Source organism: Bacillus yapensis (assembly GCF_005280205.1).
GTDB lineage: Bacteria > Bacillota > Bacilli > Bacillales > Cytobacillaceae > Robertmurraya > Robertmurraya yapensis.
In genome coordinates this window covers 206917-228805 of record NZ_SUND01000004.1, presented here as the reverse complement: position 1 = coordinate 228805, position 21889 = coordinate 206917, and the positions used below count along the sequence as shown (strand labels likewise).

The window sequence follows — 21889 nt, the reverse complement described above, 5'->3', positions numbered from 1 at the left end:
AAGAATAACGATTTTTCCAATATTAGAAAAGTAAGCGAATGCAGGGAAATCATGGGTGGATATAGAATTAAAATATAAGTCTATATTTATAAAGGAGCCAACCCAATGATGGAGTATAATGTGAACACCTACCTAGAAGCTATTGATGTGATTGAAGAGGTGGGATTACTCCCACTAGCTACCTTAATCCCTGATTATCCTTCATTAAATACGATTACTATGTCAGAAAATTGGTATTCGGACACGGAGTATGATCCATGGATTTGGAGAACAAAATTTTCGTCTGATGGTGTTGCTGGATACGGCAAATTTATTAAAAAGAAATCAATATTGGTATCCCGTCAACTGCTGCCATATGTAAAAAGCATTTTAGGCTCTAATTATTCTGTTGAAGAACGTTATTCCAATGGGAACATATCGAAAGAAGCATTAGAAGTTTATCAATTAATAAGCAAAGAAGAAGGAATTGATACGAGGGCGCTTAGAGTAAAGGCAGGTCTTAAAGAAAGCCATAAAAAACGGATTTTTGAGAATGCCCTATTGGAATTGCAAGGGGCAATGGATATCGTCATCTCAGGAATACAGGAAAAGAAAAATGTAGACGGGGAGAAGAATGGCTGGAACAGTACGTCATATGAAACGTATGATTCGTGGGCTAGTAGAAATAATATAGAAACTTTTGAACAAGACAGAGAAGAAGCGAAGAAAATACTTATGATTCATTTTTCAAGTTTTTGTAGCAATGAAGTAGTGAAGAAACTAGAAAAAATATTTAAGTGAAGGTTCGATGCTTAGTTAATGACATCGTCTTTTTATGAATTCGGAGGAAAATCGGTGAAAAAATTTGGACTACCCGTTCTCATCTTAGTAATGGGCATTTTGTACATCTTTGTTATCCCAAACAATCCAGAAGCACTCAAAACATTATTTAAACTCATCCCGATGTGGCTGATCTTAATTTATGCCTATAAACGGATGCCTGCTAAAACATCACGTCCACATTGGATTATATGGTGCGGCCTTTTTTTCTGTATGCTCGGAGATGGATTGCTAAGATGGTTTGTAATTGGATTAACGGCCTTTCTGATAGGGCATATCTTTTATACAGTGGGATTTTCGCGATATCGACAGCTTTCAAAGCAAGCTTTGTTTATCCTTATCCCGCTTGGATTGTACGGTTCGCTCATAGGGTATTATGTGATTGGTGCACTGCTACAAGAGCAAAACTATCCATTACTCGTACCGGTGCTTATTTATCTTGTAGTCATCTTGCTTATGTGTTGGACCGCATTTCTTTCTAGGAATAAATGGACAATTATCGGAAGTATTCTATTTGTCATTTCAGATTCATTGCTGTCGTGGAATATGTTCGTCTCGGATATTCTATATTCAGACATATTGATTATGACGACCTACTATTCGGCACAATTTTTGATTGCACATAGCTTGCGCTTTTTCGAAGCTACTCCGTAATGTCACAACTGTTCTTTGAGCAGTTGTATCTTTTTGGCATTATTATACCTAGATTTTCTATGTATACTTTTGTATAATGGCAAATGAAAGGGGTGCTTTTGTTGAAAAAATGGATCCTATCTTTATCTGGAGGTTTGGTTATTGGCATAATTATTAGCACGATTATGTATGAAAACCAAACCCATGTTGCCGTACCACAGTCGAATTTACCGAAAGTAGAACAAGAAAACGCTCAACAAAATCAGACTAATGGATTGCGGCCAGTTACATATGAACAGATTAGTTATTCCTTACAAAACGAAGAATTAAACATTACATACAATAAAGGTGAAGATTGGGTACGGGTTCCTATTGAAAAAGATTCGCTATTTGTTGGAGAGTACAACGGTAGCAAAGACGAATTGATTCCAGGAAGCTACATCTTTTCCGATGCACGAGTTGGGTTTATATACGGGACGGATTCCATATTATTTAAGTTTTCACGCGACCACGGGGTGACGTGGCAAGAAGGTGTCATCAGCAAAAACTTCCCTTATGTTCGCTATAGAAAAGTCGATTTCTTAAATGACCAGTTTGGCTATGCAGTACTTACTGGCGACCGAACGATGTCTCAGGAGTTTTCCGCTGTCTTTTTAACTCATGATGGGGGCATAACTTGGGACGAGACAACAACGCCTCCTTCAACAAGAATTATCGCGGATGGTGGATTTATCGATGAAAACACAGGATTTATGTCGTATGGGACGATTAACCCAGACAAACCGGATCTGTATGTGACACAAGATGGTGGACAAACTTGGCATGCATCTGTTATTGAAATTCCAGAACAATATGATCTAATCTTTGTTCAAGCGGAGTTACCAATAAGAGAAGAGGATCATTTATCTCTTCTAATTAATCAAGGTTCCAATGGTGATTATGCTGGAGGGAAAGTGAAAGGGAAATTTATCTCAAAGGATAATGGGTTAACATGGTCTTTTGCAATGGAGGTGCAACCGAATGAAGCAGAATAAAAATTTGATTACTGGATGGATTCTATTACTTTTCGCGGCTGCGCTATTCTGTTTGCAACTAACTTATTTTTTTGCCCATGCAAAGTACCAGGTTGAGTATACAGATAGTCGATTATTTTACGTTGTCAATATTTTATGTCTGCTATTTCTATACATTGGTCTGACACTGCTTTTAAGAAAACTCACGAAAATCGTACTGGGTGTATTGGCAGCACTTCTTTTAGTTCAAATAGGATTGCTTGTTCATATGAACAAGGAAGTTAGAAACATTACGAGTATATCACCGAATAAACATCACGTATTTTCGGTGAAGGAAAATCTAAAGAGTGGTGAGGTCGTATATTATCGAACACACTACGGTATTTTCGCTCGTCCTAAAGAAGTTCTTCCAAATAAGATTATTGGTGAAGTCAAAGTAGAGTGGCTGGCAAATGATATCGCTGCCTTTACTTATCAAACAACTGATTATAAGATTGACCATTTTGTGGCAACATACGGGGACAGGAAAAATGGAATATCTTATTATAATGTCGGTCCGGAGATCCAAGGAGTATGGAAAGGGAATGGAGTTGAGGTGGTCAGTAATACAGAAGGGATTTCGATCAAAGAGAATAGTGCAGCTGAGTTGTTCAAGTGGGAAGACATTCAACAATATGGCACATTAGCTGTTGTTTTAAAAAGAAAAAACGAACCGATTTGGACCATCTCTTTGAATGAGAATTTTGTTGTTCACTCCGATTCAACTGAACCTTTGGTGGGAAACATAAGTTTATACAAGGTAACAATGGAGCAGAATCAACCTGAAACTCTCCGATTTGCCCAATAGAAAGCGTTTCTTTCATGCTTAGAAATAGTACAGCTAAGAGTGGTGATTACGATGCGGAGAAGTAGATTAGATCATAGTATATTGTTATTCCTTTTAGCGTTTCACATCATTTTGTTAATTCCGATTTTATTAAGGAAACCCCCGATTAAGGATTGGCTACTTGTCTATTTTTACAATGCTACTACTAATTTATTTATTGATAAGATATTATCAAGCTTCAAGATCGTTAAGTATCCAAATCGTATACTTCCGAATTTATTCCAAACGCATATACTATTTGATTTATTAATTTATCCAACGATTACGGTGCTTTATAATCAACTTACATTGAAAGGCAAACCGATTGGAATCATTTTCAAAGTCTTTTTCTTTACGGTTCCTATGTTATTGATTGAGCTTTGGGCTGAAAAAACTTCCAAGCTAATTGAGTGGAGCAGTAAATGGAAATGGTATCATACTTTTTTGAGTCTGACTTTCAAATCGTTACTAACGAGAACATTTATAGCCTTTGTTCGGAAATTGGAAGAGAGACAGAGACGCAAGAGACCTAATGTAGTCTTTTAGAATCATGGAAAATATGAAGGAGCGATAATCAGGATTATCGCTCTTTTTGTTGAATTTTTTCTGGGGGAAGCAGATTTTTAAGGATGCTGTATATCGTCTGGCCATGCGTATATTGCTAAATGAGTGTGTTTTAACTCTACCAAATGTCCAAAAAAACTGGGTAAGTAGAAATTAACACATTTAAATAAGAACAGAGAGGAAAATATGACCAAAATTAAACGTAGTATTTTTGTAGTAAGTCTGCTTTTCATCTTCGCCATACTTTTAATTGTAATTTGGGCTTTTAATGTCAATGTTATTGAGGGCGATTTTGATAAATTAACGATTACAGAAACGGGTGAGACAATTAAGGTCATAACGAATAAGGATGAAATTGAGCATGTAATTGAACTGATCAATACAAGTCCGCGAAGTCTTTTTCTTTTTGACACGGGTCTCAAATATGATTATTTGCCTCATGGAATGTTCATTTTTGAAAAAGATCGAGAGAAATTAGAAATGGGATTTGTATTGACCGAAGAGAATGAGCTGAATGTACTTGCAAACCATTGGGAGATTGAAATGGAGCACGAAGTTCTCAAAATAAAATAAGCATGAGGTTAGTTTGTAAGTACAGCATAAACATTTAATCGACAGAAGGTGGAAGAATTATGGGCTATATTACTGAACTAAGGAAGTTGATTGGCACCCAACCAATTATTAGTGTTGGAGCAACCATAATTGTAGTAAATGAAAATAGTGAGATTCTTTTTCAACATCGTTCAGATACTCTGGATTGGGGGTTGCCTGGTGGAGGAATGGAACTTGGTGAAACACTTGAAGAAGTAGCTTCTCGTGAATTAAATGAAGAAACCGGACTTATTGCGAATGAATTTAAGTTAATTGGTGTGTTCTCTGGTCCAGATTATTATTTCCGTTATCCAAACGGTGATGAAACATATAGTGTCATCAACTTATATCATGCAATAGATGTGAGTGGGAAGCTAGAAATGAAGGATGGAGAGAGTTTGAAACTTGAGTATTTCAGTAGGGAAAATCTTCCGGATAACATTGAAAAAAGAGCAAAAGCTCTCATAGATAGTTTAGGAGACAAGCTGTGGGGACTGACTCCATCATTTTCAAAAAGTTCGAAACTCTAGAATATGAATTCGGTAAGAACTTGAATTGTGGAAGGTATATAAAGAATTATTGATTATGGATGTCCTTAAATACCTACTACCATCATTAATCGAAATGAATTCGATTGATGGTCGTGTTGGTAACTTATTGGGTAAAGGAAGGGTTTCAAATTCCTCCAGAGGAAGCGGCAGCCGAACTGGTGAAAATAGGGGTAACAGATTGGTCGACATTTAGTAGCGGGATAAAGATTCGAAACATTCTGGAATGAATATGTTAAAATTTAACAAAGGTGGTGCGTAGATAATGGAAATTAAGTCAGTCATTCTACAGTCTAATCATATAGAAAAAATGAAACAGTTTTATGTAGAACGTTTTGGCTTTCCTTTAATTAACGAGGATGAAAATAGTTTTCGGATTGTCGTTGGGACCAGTGAATTGGAGTTTACATCCCAACAAGTGGAAGGGAATCCCTATTATCATTTTGCTTTTAATATTCCTTCTAACTTATTTGCGGAAGCAAAAGAATGGGTCAAGGAACGAGTTGCTTTAAATATAGATTTTGACAATGATGAAATCTATTTTTCAAATTTTAGTGCTTACTCTTTCTATTTTTATGATCCAGCTGGGAATATCGTTGAACTAATTGCAAGACAATCGTTAGCAGAAGTGAGGGAAGGATCTTTTTCAATAGAATCGATAATGAATATAAGTGAAATCGGACTTACGGTAGATGATGCGATAGATACATGTAATAGGTTAATGGAGATTGGGATTCACGAGCGAGAACACGGAGATTTAACTTCGACGTCGCTAAATTTTATGGGTGAAATATCAAAAGGAGTCTTCATTATTGTCAATCAACCAGGTAGAAGATGGATTTTCTCTGATAAGAAGTCTGCTATTTATCCACTTGAAATTACGACGACGAATGAGAGAAGAATTGTTGTCAATTCAGATAGACAGTTGGAGATCTTCTAAAAATGGAGGGACTGATCGTATGAAGGAAGAGAAAGAACCTATGAATGATGCCATCGACCACCTAAATAAGATTGAGGGAAATGTTGGGAATCTTGTTCAGACTGATTTAAAAAAGTTGCCGAAACCGATTAGGTATTTTGGATATTTTATGTTTAGTTTCTTCTCCATCACCATATTGTTACTACTTGTTTTACAGTTCATTAAATGAGGGTCATATTTAAGTTAAACCTTCTTTGTCATAGCAGATAATTATTTGAATTGGAGTGACAATGGATGATTTATGTAATTAGACATGGACAAACTGATTTTAACAAAGAGCGACGGTTGCAAGGTAGAGTTGGTTTGCCCCTTAATGAAGTTGGTATAGAACAGGCAGTAAAATTAAGAAATCACCTTAATGAGATAGCTTTTGATTATATATTCTCGTCTCCGCAGGAAAGGGCAATTCAGACTGCAGAAATAGTGACAGGTAAAAAAACAATTACTGATAGGAGACTCGATGTCTTTGATTTAGGAGAAGCGGACGGATTAAAGATAAGTGAAGTGAAAATGTCCGGTGCAATACCTGATTCAAATTTTTACAAAGGTGTAGAAGAAACAGATACATTTGTTAAAAGAGTTTTTGATTTTATGAGTGACTTAGAACATGAATATGGTAATAATGAACTCAATATTTTAATATCAGGACATCGATGCACGACTGGATGTATTGGAGCATTTTTTGAGGGAATACCACAAGACGGCAATATTTTAAAATACTCCTCAGAAAATGGTTATTTTAAGAAATATATTTTTAAATTGTAATATGCATAACTCAAATAAAAAGAATGGAATTAGTAAATCGGAATTTTTGGTTTTCTTTTGTGAAAGAACAATGTTTAAGGACCAATTTGGTAAGTTGGTTCTGTGTGATAGCAAAAAGAATAGGTGGATTTGATGTTCATTATACTTCAGTCGAAGGATTAGAATATTTCGAAGAGACAAACGGAATAACAAGGCAAATCTCTAATTCTGAAAAATGGCTAAGCAGATTAAGGCTTAGTTTAATCATAAGTGAGTCAGCAATTAAGACAGGGAAGTGATTAGGGAGGAGTTCTTTTGATAAAGAGAAGCCTTAAGGCTATCAAAGTGATGATTAATGGAGAAGGACTAGAGGAAAAGTTTGAAAGTGTAATGGTTGAAGGTGTTTCGATAGATTCAAGAACCGTTAAAAAGGGTAACTTGTTTATACCTATTATAAGAATTAAGGATGGACATAATTATGTACTCGAAGCAATGAAGAATGGTGCAATTGCTGCCTTATGGGAAAAAAATCGTTCAAATCCTCCTAAAGATATTCCGTTAATTTTTGTTGACAACACATTGCTAGCTTTACAATCTTTAGCATCCTCATATCGAAATCAACTGTCCATTAAAGTGATTGGAATTACAGGCAGTAATGGGAAAACGACTACAAAGGATATGGTCAATTCGATTGTTAGCACATCCTTCAATGTCCATAAGACAAGAGGGAACTTAAATAGTCAAATTGGTTTACCATTAACCATTTTAGAGGTATCCGAAGATGATGAAATAGTGGTACTTGAAATGGGGATGAGTGAAAGAGGGCAAATTGAACAGTTATCAAAAATTGCCCAACCTGACATCGCAATTATTACAATGATTGGGTTATCACATATAGCAACATTAGGTTCCAGGGAGGAAATCGCAAAAGCAAAACTAGAAATATTAGCAGGTCTGAAAGAAAATGGATTATTCATTTTTTACGGGGATGAACCACTTCTTAATGAAGTTAAATATACATACAATACAAGTCGTATTCGGTTTATAACTTTTGGTGTGAGCACAGATAATGATATTTACGCTAGTTCGGTTTTTGAGGAATCTGGAGAGTATAAATTTTTCATAAATAATCGTAATGCATCACTTTATACTGTACCGTTAATGGGTAAACATAATGTCCAGAATGCCTTAGCAGCTATTTCTGTTGGGAAAGAACTTGGAATTAAAGAGGAAAATATTGTTAGTGGTTTGAAAAATTTAACGATTACAGAAATGCGTATGCAAAAACTGATTTCAAAGAGCGGATATACCATTATTAATGACGCATGGAATGCGAGCCCCAACTCTGTCACAGCTGCTATAGAAGCTTTTCAGGAATTGAGACACTATAATAAGAAAATTATAGTTTTAGGAGATATGTTGGAATTAGGAGCCAAAGAAGAAGATTATCACAAAGAAATTGGACAGATAATTGATCCAGACAGAATTGACTACCTTATTACATATGGACCTCTGTCCAAACACACTGCAAATGAAGCCAAAAAAACCTTTGGTAAAGAGAGAGTGAAACATTTCACCGACAAAAAGGAAATTGTGGAACTTATCAAGGACATAACTATGGAAAACGACATTATATTGGTTAAAGGTTCACGTGGAATGGCTCTAGAGGAGATTGTAAACTTGTTATTATAGTTACTAATTTGGGTCTTTTTGGGGTTAAAAATTGAAACAAATACGTAATTGGTTGATAAAATTCAGCATTAATTTTTAGTTGTAAAGAAATATAGAACTGTGATTGATGCTCAAACTACGTCAATTTGAAAGTAAAGTAAAGAGCATGGCAACACCATGCTCTCTTAATACTATATTATTCACTAACGTCCATTGCATTTTCACTGACTTCAGTAGGTATGGTAAAATCTTTTAACTTGTTCACATTCGTATACTTCACATCGGCAGTTGTGGCCATTTGTACTTTTTCGCCTTCAGCCGTTACTTCTAAATCTAACTTTGCCAAAGCGGATGTTAGCAAGTATTCTTTATCAAGCGTTAGTGTATAATCAAAGGCATTAATTTTTATATCTTCATACTGTACATCCTGAATGGAATCTTTTAGAACTTCTTGCACTAAGGCGAATTCCTCTTCAGTCGCATCTTCTTTTAATTGTACTTTTAACTCATAGCCATCTTCAACACTTTCAAATGTAAAAAGATCCTCAAACTTCTCAAGTTTATCAAGGTCTTCTTGGATGGATTGACCTTCTGCAAGTTCTGCAAGCTCCGCTGTATCACTAGTTGGTGTCTTCATCCAACCGTCCATACCAGGTATAAACATATAGGCGTTATCCTTGTCGAGATACATTTCGATATCTCCTTCAACAGTGCCCATTTTAACGTAAGTAAGGAAAGGATCATCGGAATATTTCACAGACAAATCAATGGATTGCTCCGTATTTTCTCCGTTTGAACCTAATTTTACATCAACTTTCCCGGTTACTTCGGCACTATTAATCTTGGCATTTAACGCTTTACTGACGACATCTTCTTTTGAAACGGATGTGCTTCCGCACCCAGCTAAAACAATCGCCATGGCTGCTACGAGAAAAAATAAGATCTTTTTCATATTGACCCCCAATATTAGACTTAATCATAGTTTACTATATTCTTACTTATAGGAAAATAATTACTTTTCATTTAATGATTTCCATTTTAAAAATGGATGTGAAACATAAAAGTTAGATTGTCGTCTAATTGAAGAGGTGATTTACATGTTACTAAGTCTTATGGGGCTAACTCTAGTTATCCATTTAGTTGATACATTGGCCTATTCTGTTCGATTAAATTCAGTCAAAAGCGGCAAGTTTGCGCTATCGATGTCGCTTTTTAATATATTTGTGCTCGTCTCGAGAACTGCCAATATGTTTCAAGCACCACTCATTGGTGGGCTTATTGGTTTTAGTATCATCAAAGGAATTGATCCAATAAACGATATTCGACTCGTTATATTATCATCCACAATCGGGACTATTTTGGGAATTGTCCTAATTCCAACGTTCTTAAAAATATTTTCGAAAGCAGTTGATCGCTTAGAGGTAAAAGGTTCAGTACCATCTATCGTAGTTGAAGCCTTGAGTATTTCCAATATAAAACGTATCGTGAAAAACACGACCAAGCCACGAAAAAAGATGTTTCATAGCTTAAGATACCGAGAGATTCCGAAGCGGCTTTTGCTTTTAAACACAATGATTACTGCAATTTATACAATTGGCGTTCTATCGGCTTACTATGCTGCTTTTTTTATCGACGCTGAATATCAATTAGCAGCATCGGCATCCTCTGGAATGATTAATGGGATAGCTACCATACTCTTGACATTATTAGTGGACCCACAGTCTGCCATTATTACGGATCAGGCCATGCGCGATAAACGTCCGTATGGGGATGTTAAAGCATTGGTCATTATGTTAATTGGAACGAAGCTACTCGGTACACTGATTGGACAAGTTCTGATTTACCCAGCAGCTATAATTATTGCGAAGGTTTATTCTTAAAAAGGATTTTTACTGTCTTTGGTGAATTCATTATACAAATGAAAATTCGGAGGTTTTCAAGTATTGCACACGTTTAATCTAGATAAAATTTCATTCCAATTAAAAGAGAATCGTAGTTTTAAATGGTTAACAGATTTAGGAGAAGTATTCACTGTTTTTGATGAACAGGATCCAGGAAATCTATGTTTTGGAATCGAAAAAGATGGGCAGAAAAAGTTCGTGAAGTTTGCTGGTGCGAAGACGATGGAATATGAAGGTGAACCTGAGGATGCCGTAATCCGGTTGAAGAATTCGGTATCGACTTATGAGAATCTACAGCATAAGCAATTGATAAAATTAGTAGATCATTTTGAGGTAGACCACGGCTATGTCATGATTTTCGATTGGTTTGATGGGGAATGTCTGCATTCTCATTGGTCATTTCCACCGCCGCACAAATATACTCACCCTGATTCACCATTTTATCGTTATAAACATTTGCCGATAAAACAACGGTTGGATTCCTTTAAAAATATATTGGAGTTTCATGTACATGTGGAAAAGAAAGGATATGTAGCTGTTGATTTTTATGATGGAAGTATTCTCTATGATTTTAAAAATAATGTGACAAAGATATGTGATATCGATTTCTATCAGAAAAAACTTTTTTTCAATAATATGGGCAGAATGTGGGGTTCTGAGAGATTTATGTCTCCTGAGGAATTCGAATATGGTGCTGTGATTGACGAGAGAACCAATGTATTCAATATGGGTTCGATAGCATTTGGGCTTTTGGGTAGAGAGCTAGATCATTCCTTCGAAAAATGGGATGCAAGTCAGGATCTCTATGATGTAGTGATCAAGGCAGTTCAAAAAGATAGAGGTCATCGATATGCTTCGGTAGAGGAATTCTACAATACATGGTTAAAAGTAGAAAACTATGGATAAATATAATGAATTTCTTACTATCGCGAAAACACTTAATCAAGAATTGAAAATTATCCCTGTTTTGTATGGCTCATTAGGATTGAGTAGAGTGGCAAAAGTTGATTTTTCTCCACAAGACATCGACATTCTAGTACCGTTCATTTTTCTAAAAGAGAGATGGCCAGAACTGAAAACAACTATCGAAGGATTAGGCTATGAATTGACTGATTTGCATGAGCATGAATTTAGGAAAGCTGAGTTTAAAATTGGTATTGCTTATTTGGAGGATTTAAGACTATTTGCGGATGTGGATTACAAGAGCTTATTAAAAAATGTAGACGATCGTGCAGTGTATTACACGCTCTCTATTTCCGATTACAAAAAAGTTTATAGTAAATCTTTACTTGATGGCTATCGCCGAAATAAAAACAACAATAAAGACCAGCGAAAACTCGATTTTTTAAATGAATTTGAACAAAAAGGACATTAATCTTCCGAGATTATGTCTTTTTTAATTGAATTGTGATATTATTGTAAAAATTTCACCATCGGAGAATGTGTACTTAATGAATATTAGAAAGGCAATTTTAACCGATGCAAGCGATATTGCTAGAGTACATGTTGATAGTTGGCGTACTTCCTATAAAAATATCATTCCAGATGAATTCCTCAAGAAATTATCCTATGATCAACGAACTGACTTATGGACTCGTAATATCAATAAAGAAGGTAATTATGTTTTTGTCGCAGAAAATGATGATGGTGAAATCGTTGGATTTGCTGACTGTGGAAAAAGAGAAACAAATCATGTTGAGCATTCTGGTGACTTAACCTCCATTTATATTCTTGAAGAATATAAAGAGACAGGTATAGGAAAACAATTGATGAAGCAGCTCTTTATTCAATTTAGGGAACTTGGTTACCTGAAAGTTTTTGTTGAAGTATTGGAAGACAACAAATCTCGATATTTCTATGAAAAATATGGTGCAGAATTAATTGGAACTCAAAGTATCACTCTAGGTGATGCAGAATTGAGTCTATTAATCTACGAATGGAATGATCTTAGTGAGGTAATATCAAAGCTATGATCGAATAGGAGGAAAATATGATTAGATATCCAATTTTAGAAAAAGGTGCAACGATAGGAGTTACTGCTCCGTCATCAGGTGTACAGAGTCAATTACATGAGCTTGTAAAGACGGCAGGAAATCGGTTAGAAGAACGAGGATTTAACGTTGTTTGTGGTGAAACTGTGTGGACACAGGATAAGGCAAAGTCTGCTCCTGCAAAAGTAAGAGCGGCAGAGTTGAATCAAATGATGGCAGATGAAAAAATCGACTTGATTATCCCGCCTTGGGGTGGAGAACTACTTATCGAAATGCTAGAATACTTAGATTTTCATCGTCTACAGGATAAGTGGATACTTGGCTATTCCGATATTAGCTTGCTAATGTTAGCAATCACATTAAAAACAGGTATTGCTACTGCACATGGTACAAATTTGGCAGATTTAAGAGGTGAATACTCTGATGAAACGACAGCCATGTGGCAGACTGTTTTATCTACGAAAAGAAATGAATCTATTCTCCAACATTCATCAGAAAAGTATCAAAAAGAATGGAAGCATGATACTCCCTCACCTTACGTTTTCCATTTGACTGAAGAAACATATTGGAAAACAGTAGATAGTAATAGAGTTCATATAAAAGGCCGTTTACTTGGCGGCTGTGTCGATGTGATTCGTCATCTAGTTGGTACACCTTATGGAGATGTACGAACCTTTTCAGAGAAGTTCATCGAAGGTGAGTCTATCATTTGGTACCTCGAAAATTGTGAGTTATCCACGACAGACTTGCGTCGTTCACTCGTTCAAATGAAGTTAGCTGGTTGGTTTGAAAATTGTAGTGGAATCATGTTTGGCCGAAGTCCAGCAAATATGCCGGTCGATAATTATACGGCGGAGGATGTCTATCAGGAACTTTCTGAAGAACTTCGTATCCCAATTATCTATGACATTGATTGCGGACATGTGCCGCCTCAAATTACGTTTGTTAATGGTGCCTATGCTGAAGTTGAATCGGAGAATGGAAAGGGAAGAGTATTCCAAACTTTTAAATAAACTAAGAAGTAAAATTCAAGGGAGCGATATAATTTGAAAATGAATTTAGCACTGCCTTTTGAATATGTAAAGACAACCAAATTAGGTATGAATGCTAATAAAGTAGAAGAATTTGATGAGTATTGTCAAAAAGAAGAATCTGATGAGTTCTTAATTATTTCAAATCGTAAAATGTACTATAAAAACTATTCCTCTACAACAGAGGCTATTCATTTGAATTCGCTCACGAAAGTGTTTGCTGGAATCGCAATCGGTCTGTTGCTTGATGAAGGCCAGATTGAGTCTCTACATGTCTCTATAGCAGAATATTTTCCAACTCTCAAGAATACGGAAAAGGAAAATGTTACAATCTGGCATATCTTAACCCATACCTCTGGAATTAAAACATTGGGTCATGATGCAGAACTAGGTACTGCAGAAGATTGTATTGAATATGTTTTAGCACGGGAATTAGAAAACAGTCCAGGGACTGTATCTACTTATAACAATGAAGCTGTGACATTACTTGCTGGAATTGTGAAAAAGGTTAGTGGAGAGGAACTGGATACATATTTATCGACAAGATTATTCAAACCTTTAAATATCACGAACTGGAGCTGGGCTAAAGATAAAAAGGGTACATCGTATGCATATTACGGTCTTTCATTAACTGCAATAGATTTGGCTAAAATTGGTCAATTGTTTATCGATAAAGGATTGTGGAATGGTAAACGTGTTCTAAGTGAAAAGTGGATAGAGGAATCAACTCATTCAACTCAAAACATTGAGCCAAATTGGGGTTATTTGTGGTTTACAGTCCAAAATAGGCAGGAACAGTACATTGGATTTGGGATGAGCGGCTCTGACGGCAAATTTTTATTGGTATGTCCTAACCAGCAATTCATAGCCATCAGATTGGTTCATCGTAAAAAAGAAGGACCAACTCCGTACGCAGAACATTTTTTCAAATACGCAATGGACTTAGTAGCAGATAAGGAGTGATAGCTATGACTAGAATTTGCTTGGTTCGTCATGGTGAAACGGATTGGAATGCATTAGGTATGTTGCAAGGGAAAACAGATATACCTCTAAATCATAAGGGAATTAACCAAGCGAAAGAATGTGGTGAGTTTCTAAAATCTGCTACTTGGGATGTAGTCGTGACAAGTCCATTAACTCGAGCGAAGCAAACTGCTGAAATAGTGAGTAGTTTTATAGATAAACCGTTGATTGAAATGGCAGAGTTCATTGAAAGGGACTATGGAGATGCTGAAGGAATGACAGTAGAAGAAAGAATGACGACATACCCAAATAAGAACTATCCAAACCAAGAAGATAGACTATCACTGACAAAAAGGATTATGAAAGGTTTGGAACAAATCAGGCAGAAATGGGAAGGAAAGAGCGTTATTGTCGTGGCACATGGTGCAGTCATTAATGCGATATTAGGCGAATTATCTAATGGAGAAATCGGCTCTGATAAAACAAGATTAAGGAATGCGTGTTTGAATAATATTGAACATGTTGATGATGTGTGGAACATAAAGGACTTTAATTTGGTAGCTCATCTCACTAAATTATAAAGATATAGTTCGATAAAAAGTCGATTATGGAGAATACAGGATGCTGACTATGATAGAGAATGAATTTTATGTTTATCATATTGTGACCAATAAGATAATGAGTCTTGGACAGGTAATTCACTTTGATGAGAATCAACCCAATACTTTATATCGATTCTTTTTCGAAAAAGAAAAATTGAATTCAGCAGGTGAAGATTTCATTCAGATTTTATACAGTCATTACACAAAGGATGGCTTGAATTTAAATCAGGAGAATGGAAAGGTTGTTTTCGATTATGTTGGACAAACGATCCGAGCAATTAGAGAAGTGATCGTAGAAATGGTTCGACTTCAAGAACATCCGGAGTATCCATCGAGATTGTCGTGTCTATATGCTGCTAAATCCTATGGAGATGCATTAAAGTGGAAAGAACTATTTGATTCTTACAATAGAAAGGTGCTGCAAATCGTTAAACTACGGGTAATTGGGAATTGTTTCGAAGGTGATGGAACCCTTTTACCTAAAGAAGATGGTGTTCCTTTCTCTCGAAAGATTGAACAGGCTAGAGAATATTGGAATGGGAACATCAAGAATGAACTTCCTGAGCTTTTGATCAATGGAAAAATTGAAGTGGCTGAGATTATTGATGATTTTACTATTTGACGGACGCAATAAATCTAGGATTTATTGTGTTTTCTTTATTTTGAAACCGATTTTCTTTCAGTTTTGTCTAAATCAAAGAGAGGAGGTTAGATATTGAACAAAGAAGAGAGGGAGCAACTTTTAAATGATGCCATGGAACAGCATGGAGATTATTTGAAGCATTTGATATATACATACGTAAAAGATATTCAGAAAACGCAGGACATCATACAAGATGTTTTCATCAAATTTTATAAAAATCTTGATCATTTTGAAAATCGTTCTTCCATAAAGACTTATTTATATCGAATTGCCGTGAACGAGTGTAAAAATTATTTGCGAAGCTGGCATTACAGAAAAATGGAAGTTACTGAAAAAATATTTATGTGGAAGAATCAAATATCAATAGAATCAGAGTACATACAAAGGGAAGAAAAGCAAAATATTGCTCAACTAGTAGGGAAGCTATCTGTAAGATATCGAGAGGTGATTTGGCTATATTATTATCTTGAATTATCGGTAACTGAAATAGCTGATGTGTTAAACTGCTCCGTTAATACGGTAAAAACACGATTAACAAGAGGAAGGAAATTAATGAGGTTAACTATTGAGGAGAGTGAGGGAGAGTATGAATATTAAAAAGGAATTAGAGAATTCTCTTCCTACTAATTTAAAATTTACCGAAAAAGAGAAGGCATCAATTCGATATCAAGTACAACGGTTATCCTATACAGCCAAATTCAAGTTTAAATCGGTAATCTTAGCCGTCTTTTTTATTACGATAGCAAGTTTTTTTGTTTTATCTATGACATTACCAAATTTAATAGAAGAGAATGCTTTGAACGATAGGATAATCGGTAATACAACTCATTCCTCTGGAGAAACGTTTGAAAGTTTTTTTCATCGAAAAATGAAGGAAATGCATCAAGATGAAGAAAATTTCACGTATTCATTAGTTCATACAGAAATGAATGCTGTTCACAAAGATGATATGATTGCGGTGTTCAAAGAGCGTAACAGCCATAGTGAAGAGAAGATTTATATTGCTTATATAGAGAAAGAAGGTAGTCAGTGGGAATGGAAGCGAACAAGAGGGGCTGAATGGGATTCACCTGTTAAGTGGAGTTCTATGGATAAAATTCCTTATATTTATTCAGGTGCAATTCGTGATAATTCGATTGTAGAGGTGTACGCAGGTGATGAAAAAGCCATAATTATTGACATTGTAAATGATAAGAGATTTTGGTACGTGATTAGTCCGGTAAAGGATGTACAAGTAAAAATGGTTAAAAAAGATGGTACTGAAGAAGTAATTAAAAGCTTAAACTTTGAGGAGTAGTGACATGTGAGCAGGTGTTATATAAGCAGTTGATTTGCCTCCTAATTCTTTATTTAAAGAAGAGAGTGATAGATTTTCTAGCGGATTACGGCAGCTTTTTCAGTTGATAATCCATTAAGTTTTATCAAATAACATTCTTTACTCGAATACTATCTTGAAATTATTTTTGCTGTTTATGGTAAAATTGAATGTGAAAGATTATTCGAAGAGAGGTATTTGATGAGGAACATAAAAAAACAGAAGCCTAAAACACTTAAATTGATTATGCGAGGGATATTAGTTATCCTTGGTGGATTTATAGCAGCATATGGACTTGAGACTGTACTAATCCCAAATAGCGTATCTGATGGAGGGGTCACGGGTCTCAGTATCGTAGGTTCACAATTATTTAACGTACCGTTAGGCGCACTAATCGCACTTCTTAACTTACCTTTTATCTGGTTAGGGTACAAACAAATCGGAAAAAGCTTCGCTGTTTTTTCGATTATTGGTATAGCTTCATTAGCTGTTGGGACAATCGCGATGCATCACACACCAGCAATTATTGAAGGGGATACGTTGTTAGTGACTGTTGTTGGTGGTATTATCCTTGGTTTTGGAATGGGGTTAGCCTTGCGAAATGGCGGTGCACTAGATGGAATTGATATGCTTGCAGTACTACTTTCTCGAAAATTACCGTTTGGGACAAGTGATTTGATTCTATTCTTAAACGTATTTGTATTTATCATCGTTTCCACCGTTTTCGGTCTTCAAGGGGCAATACTTTCGGCCATTGCTTACTTTATTGCTTCTAAAGTCATACATATTGTTGAGGAAGGCTTAAGCGGCTCAAAGACTTTCCAAATTATCACTTCTCAACCTGAATTAATGGTAGATACCATTCGTGATCGTTTAGGTCGAAGTGCAACATATAAAGAAGCTTATGGCGGTTTTACACACGAAAAATTTGTAGAAATTACATGTGTCATCAATCGCTTAGAAGAAACGAAATTAAAGGAAATCATTAGTGAGATTGACCCTAAATGTTTTGTTACAGTATATGATGTAGCAGAAGTCAAGGGCGGCAATTTTAAAAAGAATGATATTCATTAAGATGTAAAGAAGGCACTCCAACGAGCAGGAGTGCTTTCTTTTTTTAAAAAATTGGTTGACACTTCCAGCGTATTACACATATAATACAGTCAGAAGGTGTATTATATGATTAATACATATTTTTTTGGTACAGAGTGTATTAAGTAATTGATACGCATTATTTTTTGCTTTATGTGTATTAACTGTTTAATACATATTATTTTAATCAAGGTGTATTAACCACTAGATACAGAAATTATGCTTTTTAGGAGTTGGACCGATGAATGTGAAGTTTAATAACCGGGATCCTGTATATGTGCAAGTGATTCAGCATTTTAAGGAGCAAATTGCAACAGGAATATATGAGCCAGGTCAAGAAATTCCGTCTAGAAGAGAACTGGCCAATCAGCTTAAGATAAATCCAAATACTGCGCAGCGGGCGTATAAAGAGATGGAGGAACAAGGCTTGATTTTTACAGAGGGGAATTTACCTAGCCGCATTACGAGTGATGAGAAAGTATTCCAACGGGTGCGTGAGGAATTGATTTTAGAAGCAGTCGGTGCATTTGTGGATTCGATCCGAACAATCAATGTGCCGTTGAACGAAGTATTACAATTAGTCGAGCAAAATTATCACAAAAAGGGGGATTCGCTGTGATTGAAGTCAAAAACGTTGCCAAAAAATTTGGTCGAAAGAAAGTGTTAAAAGGCGTTTCTTTTACTGCTGAAAAAGGGCAAATTACTTGTTTAATAGGAATTAATGGTGTGGGAAAGACAACCTTACTAAAAGCAATTATGGGATTGACGCCATTTGATAGTGGTGAAATTCTGATTAATGGTGAAAAAATACATCCAGGTACATATGAAAAAATCACGTTTATTCCAGATACAATCACGATGCTACCAAATATGAAAATTCGTGAGGCATTTACCTTTATGGCGGATTTTTATAATAGCTGGAATGCTGAACGCGCTGGTGAACTTCTGAAGTTTTTTAGACTGAACGAAGATGACCGTATTTCTGACCTGTCAAAGGGAAATGCAGCAAAGGTGAATCTTATTCTTGGATTGGCTTTGGATGTTGATTATGTCTTAATGGACGAGCCTTTCTCAGGAATCGATATCTTTAGCCGTGAGCAAATAGCCGATGTGTTTACGAGCCATTTGATTGAGGACAGAGGGGTAATCATTACGACACATGAAATCAACGATATTGAACATTTGATCGACAAAGCCGTGTTACTCGACAATGGCGTGATTTTAAAAGAATTCGATACAGAAGAAATTAGAGAAAATGAAGGCAAGTCTGTTATTGATGTCATGAGAGAGGTGTTCCAGGCGTGAAACGTTATTTGAAGCTTGTCAATTTTGAGTTTAATAGATTCTTTAAATTATATCTTGTGCTAATTGGGATTACGTTTGTTGCACAAATGAGCGGTGTCATCGTTGAATCAAAGTCTTATCATAATCAGGCGAATGAGATAATGCAAGAGGATTTGTTAACTCAAAGTGAATACGTCCAACAATATGGCCCGATGTCCTTCTTAAATATTTCGGAATCGATTTGGTTCTTAGGAACGATTGCTCTTTGTGCAGTTACGTTAATCATTTATGTCTTCTTTATTTGGTATCGTGATTGGGTAGGGAAAAACAATTTTAGCTATCGTTTGTTCATGCTTCCTAGCGTTCGCCTCAATATTTATCTAGCGAAAGCAACAACAATTCTTTTATTTGTATTGGGCCTCATCGCCTTACAATTATTACTTCTACCCTTTGAAAATCAGGTGTTTAAATGGATTGTCCCTGAAGTGTTTCGTACGGATCTTTCCGTTCTGGAAATCACGAATCTTTATTATTTAAATCTATTGATTCCGAAAAATATACTCGAATTTATTCTCTTTTATGGTGCTGGTATGACAGCGGTTATGATAGTATTTACAGCCATCCTATTCGAACGTTCCTATCGATTAAAAGGAATTTTCTATGGGATTGTCTATTGTGGCGTTTCTATACTAATCTTTCTTGCACCATTGTTACTACAAGCTTCACTTCTAGAAAACTATTTTTATCCAATGGAGCTATTATTTCTTGAAATTGCTGCATGTGTCCTTGTGTTAGCTGGAGCCATTTGGATAGGCAATATGCTTATAAAGAATAAAGTTAGGGTGTAATGGAGGGATAGAGATGAAACGATATTGGAAAATAGTATTACTTTCAATAATTACGCTAGTCGTGATTGGGAGTTTCTATATACAAGCAAGTTTGGCAGCAAAAGACACACTTCAATTAGAACTTGAAAAAATAAGTGGTAATGAGGACGAATTAAAAGGTTTAACCATTCATGGGGACTATGGGACAGGAAATCTTACGAAGAATTTTGTTCATGAAGTAAATGGTGAAACGATATTGTTGAATAATCGCTCCGTCATCGAAGAGTTAACAACGGATATAAACTCACATATTATGAAGAAATTAATCGAAGAGCATCGAAATTTTATGCGAGGAAAGGACTTATTTCCAGATTACTTTTTCGAAAATGAAAGTCTTGTCGTCTATGCTGGTGTAAAAAGAGACTATAAATTTAATTCTATTGATTTCTCGTTTGATATCGACGTTTTAGACAAAAAATCAAATGAAATAAAGAGTATTCCATTAGATTTACCAGATACTGAGACATATGGTTGGTACGATGTAGTCGATGTAGAGGTAGTCGATGGGCAAATTATCCTCCTTACACGTTCTAGTCTAGTAAACGGTGGCGAGGAAGTAAATGAATATACATTTGATCTTGAAAACCAAAAACTATTAAGTACAGAAAAGCTCATTTCTACAATTAGGACGGATAATAGTTGGACGGAACTAAGTGTTATTCACGATTCTTCGATTGATCCAGAAAAATATATTTTATTTAAAACAAGTACCTTAAAAGATGTCGAAAAAGACGGATATTTTGTTCAAGAAGTCACAGGAAACGAGGTACAGGTTTACAACATAGAAACGAAACAGCTTAAGAAGATTGATTTTCCTGATGAACTAGTAGACGCTATCGATTTATCTACCATAATTGATTCAACTCTGTATGTTTCTTCTCGAGTGGATAGTGGACTTGAACTATCACAATATGATCTTGAAAAAGATGAATGGGGCGAAAAGAAAGCTGTTGACTTACCAAAGTATAAAAATGGATATGAATCTATGTATACGAATTTAATGAATGGAAAAATCTATACCGCCTATTTAACAGATGAAGGATATGAATTATATATTGGCGATTTAAGAACTGGTAAATCCCTATATGAGGGAAAAATAAAGGTAAGCAACACATCAAGCAAAACAGATGAACTCTATATCCATTTAATTGAGTAAGAAGAACAAACGGGAATAAGAGTGGATGAACCTCTTATTCCCATATCATGATAGGTTTTGGTGGTAAAAATGATAGATACTGAAAAGGTAACGCAATTCGATACAATTGTCCAAACATACAGTCTCGAGATCAAAAAGTTAGCATGGAGTTACACGATGGACCCTTACTTAGCTGAAGATATTGTTCAAGAGGTTCTGTTGAAGTGTTATCTTCACCAAGAACAATTAGAAGGGCTCCGTTCTGTGAGAGCATGGCTGTATACAATCACGAAAAATCAATGTAAGGATTATTTAAGAGGAAGTTACCATCAAAGAGTAACGCCAACCTGTGAATTCTTTCTTGCGAATCATCACACCCCAGAATCAGAAATGCTATGTCAACAAAGCTGTAATGAAGTTTACAGGCAGATCGAGAATCTTCCAGATATTTATCAGGAAGTGTTGTATCTTTCGTGTGTAAAAGAATTGAAATTGAAGGAAATTCAGCAACAATTAGATATTAATATTTCGACAGTGAAGACTAGGCTCTTTCGGGCTAAACATATGCTCAAGGCAACAATGATGTAATCATGACAGGCATGTTAAATAGGGCGTTAA

General features: G+C 35.6%; 28 protein-coding genes. 27 read left to right on the top strand and 1 reads right to left on the bottom strand.

All coding sequences use genetic code 11. The features are described from left to right. Nucleotides 1-105 precede the first annotated feature (105 nt). The 11 genes from FAR12_RS07360 to FAR12_RS07310 all read left to right on the top strand — a co-directional run bounded on the left by FAR12_RS07360 (nucleotide 106) and on the right by FAR12_RS07310 (nucleotide 8448). Complete coding sequence (locus tag FAR12_RS07360; protein WP_126407866.1) at nucleotides 106-780, top strand: AlkZ-related protein; 675 nt, start codon at nucleotides 106-108, stop codon at nucleotides 778-780. Nucleotides 781-834: 54 nt separating this feature from the next. Continuing rightward, complete coding sequence (locus tag FAR12_RS07355; protein ID WP_126407864.1) at nucleotides 835-1473, top strand: lysoplasmalogenase; 639 nt, start codon at nucleotides 835-837, stop codon at nucleotides 1471-1473. A gap of 101 nt (nucleotides 1474-1574) precedes the next feature. Further along, a complete protein-coding gene (locus tag FAR12_RS07350; protein WP_246010324.1) occupies nucleotides 1575-2486 on the top strand; it encodes a WD40/YVTN/BNR-like repeat-containing protein in 912 nt (303 codons plus the stop codon). Next, entirely contained in the window at nucleotides 2473-3312 is an 840-nt protein-coding gene (locus tag FAR12_RS07345; RefSeq protein ID WP_126407860.1) for a hypothetical protein, read from the top strand. The genes FAR12_RS07350 and FAR12_RS07345 overlap by 14 nt, the downstream gene beginning before the upstream one ends. A gap of 51 nt (nucleotides 3313-3363) precedes the next feature. Beyond that, entirely contained in the window at nucleotides 3364-3876 is a 513-nt protein-coding gene (locus FAR12_RS07340) for a CBO0543 family protein (RefSeq protein WP_126407858.1), read from the top strand. A gap of 204 nt (nucleotides 3877-4080) precedes the next feature. Then, the gene (locus FAR12_RS07335) at nucleotides 4081-4467 is read left to right on the top strand and encodes a hypothetical protein (protein WP_126407856.1); all 387 of its coding nucleotides are present in this window, start codon (nucleotides 4081-4083) and stop codon (nucleotides 4465-4467) included. 59 nt (nucleotides 4468-4526) lie between these two features. Beyond that, complete coding sequence (locus FAR12_RS07330) at nucleotides 4527-5015, top strand: NUDIX hydrolase (protein ID WP_126407854.1); 489 nt, start codon at nucleotides 4527-4529, stop codon at nucleotides 5013-5015. A 283-nt stretch (nucleotides 5016-5298) separates the two neighbouring features. After that, nucleotides 5299-5973, top strand: coding sequence for a VOC family protein (locus tag FAR12_RS07325; RefSeq protein ID WP_126407852.1), 675 nt, complete (start codon nucleotides 5299-5301; stop codon nucleotides 5971-5973). Between the two features lie 19 nt (nucleotides 5974-5992). Next, nucleotides 5993-6181: an amino acid transporter gene (locus tag FAR12_RS07320; protein ID WP_126407850.1), complete on the top strand. Its 189-nt coding sequence runs from the start codon at nucleotides 5993-5995 to the stop codon at nucleotides 6179-6181. Between the two features lie 65 nt (nucleotides 6182-6246). Next, nucleotides 6247-6777 carry a histidine phosphatase family protein gene (locus FAR12_RS07315; RefSeq protein WP_126407848.1) on the top strand — a complete coding sequence of 177 codons (531 nt, stop codon included), beginning with the start codon at nucleotides 6247-6249 and terminating at the stop codon, nucleotides 6775-6777. Nucleotides 6778-7071: 294 nt separating this feature from the next. Beyond that, entirely contained in the window at nucleotides 7072-8448 is a 1377-nt protein-coding gene (locus FAR12_RS07310; RefSeq protein WP_126407846.1) for a UDP-N-acetylmuramoyl-tripeptide--D-alanyl-D-alanine ligase, read from the top strand. A 175-nt stretch (nucleotides 8449-8623) separates the two neighbouring features. Here the strand turns inward: FAR12_RS07310 and FAR12_RS07305 are convergent, their stop codons facing one another. Beyond that, nucleotides 8624-9379 carry a DUF6612 family protein gene (locus FAR12_RS07305; protein ID WP_126407844.1) on the bottom strand — a complete coding sequence of 252 codons (756 nt, stop codon included), beginning with the start codon at nucleotides 9377-9379 and terminating at the stop codon, nucleotides 8624-8626. A 145-nt stretch (nucleotides 9380-9524) separates the two neighbouring features. Here FAR12_RS07305 and FAR12_RS07300 point away from each other — a divergent pair, with 145 nt between their 5' ends. From FAR12_RS07300 to FAR12_RS07225, 16 genes are all read left to right on the top strand, one after another. Then, complete coding sequence (locus FAR12_RS07300; protein ID WP_212734379.1) at nucleotides 9525-10307, top strand: lipid II flippase Amj family protein; 783 nt, start codon at nucleotides 9525-9527, stop codon at nucleotides 10305-10307. A gap of 63 nt (nucleotides 10308-10370) precedes the next feature. Then, nucleotides 10371-11234 (top strand): protein kinase domain-containing protein, encoded by an 864-nt coding sequence (locus tag FAR12_RS07295; protein ID WP_126407840.1) that lies wholly within the window; start codon nucleotides 10371-10373, stop codon nucleotides 11232-11234. Further along, on the top strand, nucleotides 11227-11703 hold the full coding sequence (locus FAR12_RS07290; RefSeq protein WP_126407838.1) for a hypothetical protein: 477 nt from the start codon (nucleotides 11227-11229) through the stop codon (nucleotides 11701-11703). Before FAR12_RS07295 ends, FAR12_RS07290 begins: the two co-directional genes overlap by 8 nt. Before the next feature lie 76 nt (nucleotides 11704-11779). Next, complete coding sequence (locus FAR12_RS07285) at nucleotides 11780-12301, top strand: GNAT family N-acetyltransferase (RefSeq protein WP_126407836.1); 522 nt, start codon at nucleotides 11780-11782, stop codon at nucleotides 12299-12301. A gap of 17 nt (nucleotides 12302-12318) precedes the next feature. Then, on the top strand, nucleotides 12319-13332 hold the full coding sequence (locus FAR12_RS07280) for a S66 family peptidase (RefSeq protein ID WP_126407834.1): 1014 nt from the start codon (nucleotides 12319-12321) through the stop codon (nucleotides 13330-13332). 39 nt (nucleotides 13333-13371) lie between these two features. Then, the gene (locus tag FAR12_RS07275) at nucleotides 13372-14313 is read left to right on the top strand and encodes a serine hydrolase domain-containing protein (protein WP_246010337.1); all 942 of its coding nucleotides are present in this window, start codon (nucleotides 13372-13374) and stop codon (nucleotides 14311-14313) included. A 5-nt stretch (nucleotides 14314-14318) separates the two neighbouring features. Continuing rightward, a complete protein-coding gene (locus FAR12_RS07270; protein WP_126407830.1) occupies nucleotides 14319-14894 on the top strand; it encodes a histidine phosphatase family protein in 576 nt (191 codons plus the stop codon). Nucleotides 14895-14943: 49 nt separating this feature from the next. Further along, nucleotides 14944-15537: a DUF2441 domain-containing protein gene (locus tag FAR12_RS07265; RefSeq protein ID WP_126408029.1), complete on the top strand. Its 594-nt coding sequence runs from the start codon at nucleotides 14944-14946 to the stop codon at nucleotides 15535-15537. A 93-nt stretch (nucleotides 15538-15630) separates the two neighbouring features. Then, nucleotides 15631-16155 (top strand): sigma-70 family RNA polymerase sigma factor, encoded by a 525-nt coding sequence (locus FAR12_RS07260; protein WP_126407828.1) that lies wholly within the window; start codon nucleotides 15631-15633, stop codon nucleotides 16153-16155. Then, nucleotides 16145-16855: a hypothetical protein gene (locus FAR12_RS07255; RefSeq protein ID WP_126407826.1), complete on the top strand. Its 711-nt coding sequence runs from the start codon at nucleotides 16145-16147 to the stop codon at nucleotides 16853-16855. Before FAR12_RS07260 ends, FAR12_RS07255 begins: the two co-directional genes overlap by 11 nt. Nucleotides 16856-17074: 219 nt before the next feature. Further along, nucleotides 17075-17947 (top strand): YitT family protein, encoded by an 873-nt coding sequence (locus FAR12_RS07250; RefSeq protein WP_126407824.1) that lies wholly within the window; start codon nucleotides 17075-17077, stop codon nucleotides 17945-17947. 259 nt (nucleotides 17948-18206) lie between these two features. Further along, nucleotides 18207-18584, top strand: a complete 378-nt coding sequence (locus FAR12_RS07245; RefSeq protein ID WP_126407822.1) for a GntR family transcriptional regulator — start codon at nucleotides 18207-18209, stop codon at nucleotides 18582-18584. Further along, the gene (locus FAR12_RS07240) at nucleotides 18581-19270 is read left to right on the top strand and encodes an ABC transporter ATP-binding protein (protein WP_126407820.1); all 690 of its coding nucleotides are present in this window, start codon (nucleotides 18581-18583) and stop codon (nucleotides 19268-19270) included. The genes FAR12_RS07245 and FAR12_RS07240 overlap by 4 nt, the downstream gene beginning before the upstream one ends. After that, nucleotides 19267-20097 carry a hypothetical protein gene (locus FAR12_RS07235; RefSeq protein WP_126407818.1) on the top strand — a complete coding sequence of 277 codons (831 nt, stop codon included), beginning with the start codon at nucleotides 19267-19269 and terminating at the stop codon, nucleotides 20095-20097. The genes FAR12_RS07240 and FAR12_RS07235 overlap by 4 nt, the downstream gene beginning before the upstream one ends. A gap of 13 nt (nucleotides 20098-20110) precedes the next feature. Then, nucleotides 20111-21292 carry a hypothetical protein gene (locus FAR12_RS07230; protein WP_126407816.1) on the top strand — a complete coding sequence of 394 codons (1182 nt, stop codon included), beginning with the start codon at nucleotides 20111-20113 and terminating at the stop codon, nucleotides 21290-21292. Between the two features lie 69 nt (nucleotides 21293-21361). Further along, complete coding sequence (locus tag FAR12_RS07225; RefSeq protein ID WP_126407814.1) at nucleotides 21362-21859, top strand: RNA polymerase sigma factor; 498 nt, start codon at nucleotides 21362-21364, stop codon at nucleotides 21857-21859. The last annotated feature ends 30 nt before the right edge of the window (nucleotides 21860-21889 follow it).

What these genes read in the sequence shown, in the direction of transcription:
- FAR12_RS07360 (WP_126407866.1), top strand. Translation starts at nt 106, where the DNA reads ATGATGGAGTATAATGTGAACACCTACCTAGAAGCTATTGATGTGATT.
- FAR12_RS07345 (WP_126407860.1), top strand. Translation starts at nt 2,473, where the DNA reads ATGAAGCAGAATAAAAATTTGATTACTGGATGGATTCTATTACTTTTC.
- FAR12_RS07340 (WP_126407858.1), top strand. Translation starts at nt 3,364, where the DNA reads ATGCGGAGAAGTAGATTAGATCATAGTATATTGTTATTCCTTTTAGCG.
- FAR12_RS07335 (WP_126407856.1), top strand. Translation starts at nt 4,081, where the DNA reads ATGACCAAAATTAAACGTAGTATTTTTGTAGTAAGTCTGCTTTTCATC.
- FAR12_RS07330 (WP_126407854.1), top strand. Translation starts at nt 4,527, where the DNA reads ATGGGCTATATTACTGAACTAAGGAAGTTGATTGGCACCCAACCAATT.
- FAR12_RS07325 (WP_126407852.1), top strand. Translation starts at nt 5,299, where the DNA reads ATGGAAATTAAGTCAGTCATTCTACAGTCTAATCATATAGAAAAAATG.
- FAR12_RS07320 (WP_126407850.1), top strand. Translation starts at nt 5,993, where the DNA reads ATGAAGGAAGAGAAAGAACCTATGAATGATGCCATCGACCACCTAAAT.
- FAR12_RS07315 (WP_126407848.1), top strand. Translation starts at nt 6,247, where the DNA reads ATGATTTATGTAATTAGACATGGACAAACTGATTTTAACAAAGAGCGA.
- FAR12_RS07305 (WP_126407844.1), bottom strand. Translation starts at nt 9,379, where the DNA reads ATGAAAAAGATCTTATTTTTTCTCGTAGCAGCCATGGCGATTGTTTTA.
- FAR12_RS07300 (WP_212734379.1), top strand. Translation starts at nt 9,525, where the DNA reads ATGTTACTAAGTCTTATGGGGCTAACTCTAGTTATCCATTTAGTTGAT.
- FAR12_RS07290 (WP_126407838.1), top strand. Translation starts at nt 11,227, where the DNA reads ATGGATAAATATAATGAATTTCTTACTATCGCGAAAACACTTAATCAA.
- FAR12_RS07285 (WP_126407836.1), top strand. Translation starts at nt 11,780, where the DNA reads ATGAATATTAGAAAGGCAATTTTAACCGATGCAAGCGATATTGCTAGA.
- FAR12_RS07280 (WP_126407834.1), top strand. Translation starts at nt 12,319, where the DNA reads ATGATTAGATATCCAATTTTAGAAAAAGGTGCAACGATAGGAGTTACT.
- FAR12_RS07275 (WP_246010337.1), top strand. Translation starts at nt 13,372, where the DNA reads ATGAATTTAGCACTGCCTTTTGAATATGTAAAGACAACCAAATTAGGT.
- FAR12_RS07270 (WP_126407830.1), top strand. Translation starts at nt 14,319, where the DNA reads ATGACTAGAATTTGCTTGGTTCGTCATGGTGAAACGGATTGGAATGCA.
- FAR12_RS07265 (WP_126408029.1), top strand. Translation starts at nt 14,944, where the DNA reads ATGATAGAGAATGAATTTTATGTTTATCATATTGTGACCAATAAGATA.
- FAR12_RS07255 (WP_126407826.1), top strand. Translation starts at nt 16,145, where the DNA reads ATGAATATTAAAAAGGAATTAGAGAATTCTCTTCCTACTAATTTAAAA.
- FAR12_RS07250 (WP_126407824.1), top strand. Translation starts at nt 17,075, where the DNA reads ATGAGGAACATAAAAAAACAGAAGCCTAAAACACTTAAATTGATTATG.
- FAR12_RS07245 (WP_126407822.1), top strand. Translation starts at nt 18,207, where the DNA reads ATGAATGTGAAGTTTAATAACCGGGATCCTGTATATGTGCAAGTGATT.
- FAR12_RS07230 (WP_126407816.1), top strand. Translation starts at nt 20,111, where the DNA reads ATGAAACGATATTGGAAAATAGTATTACTTTCAATAATTACGCTAGTC.
- FAR12_RS07225 (WP_126407814.1), top strand. Translation starts at nt 21,362, where the DNA reads ATGATAGATACTGAAAAGGTAACGCAATTCGATACAATTGTCCAAACA.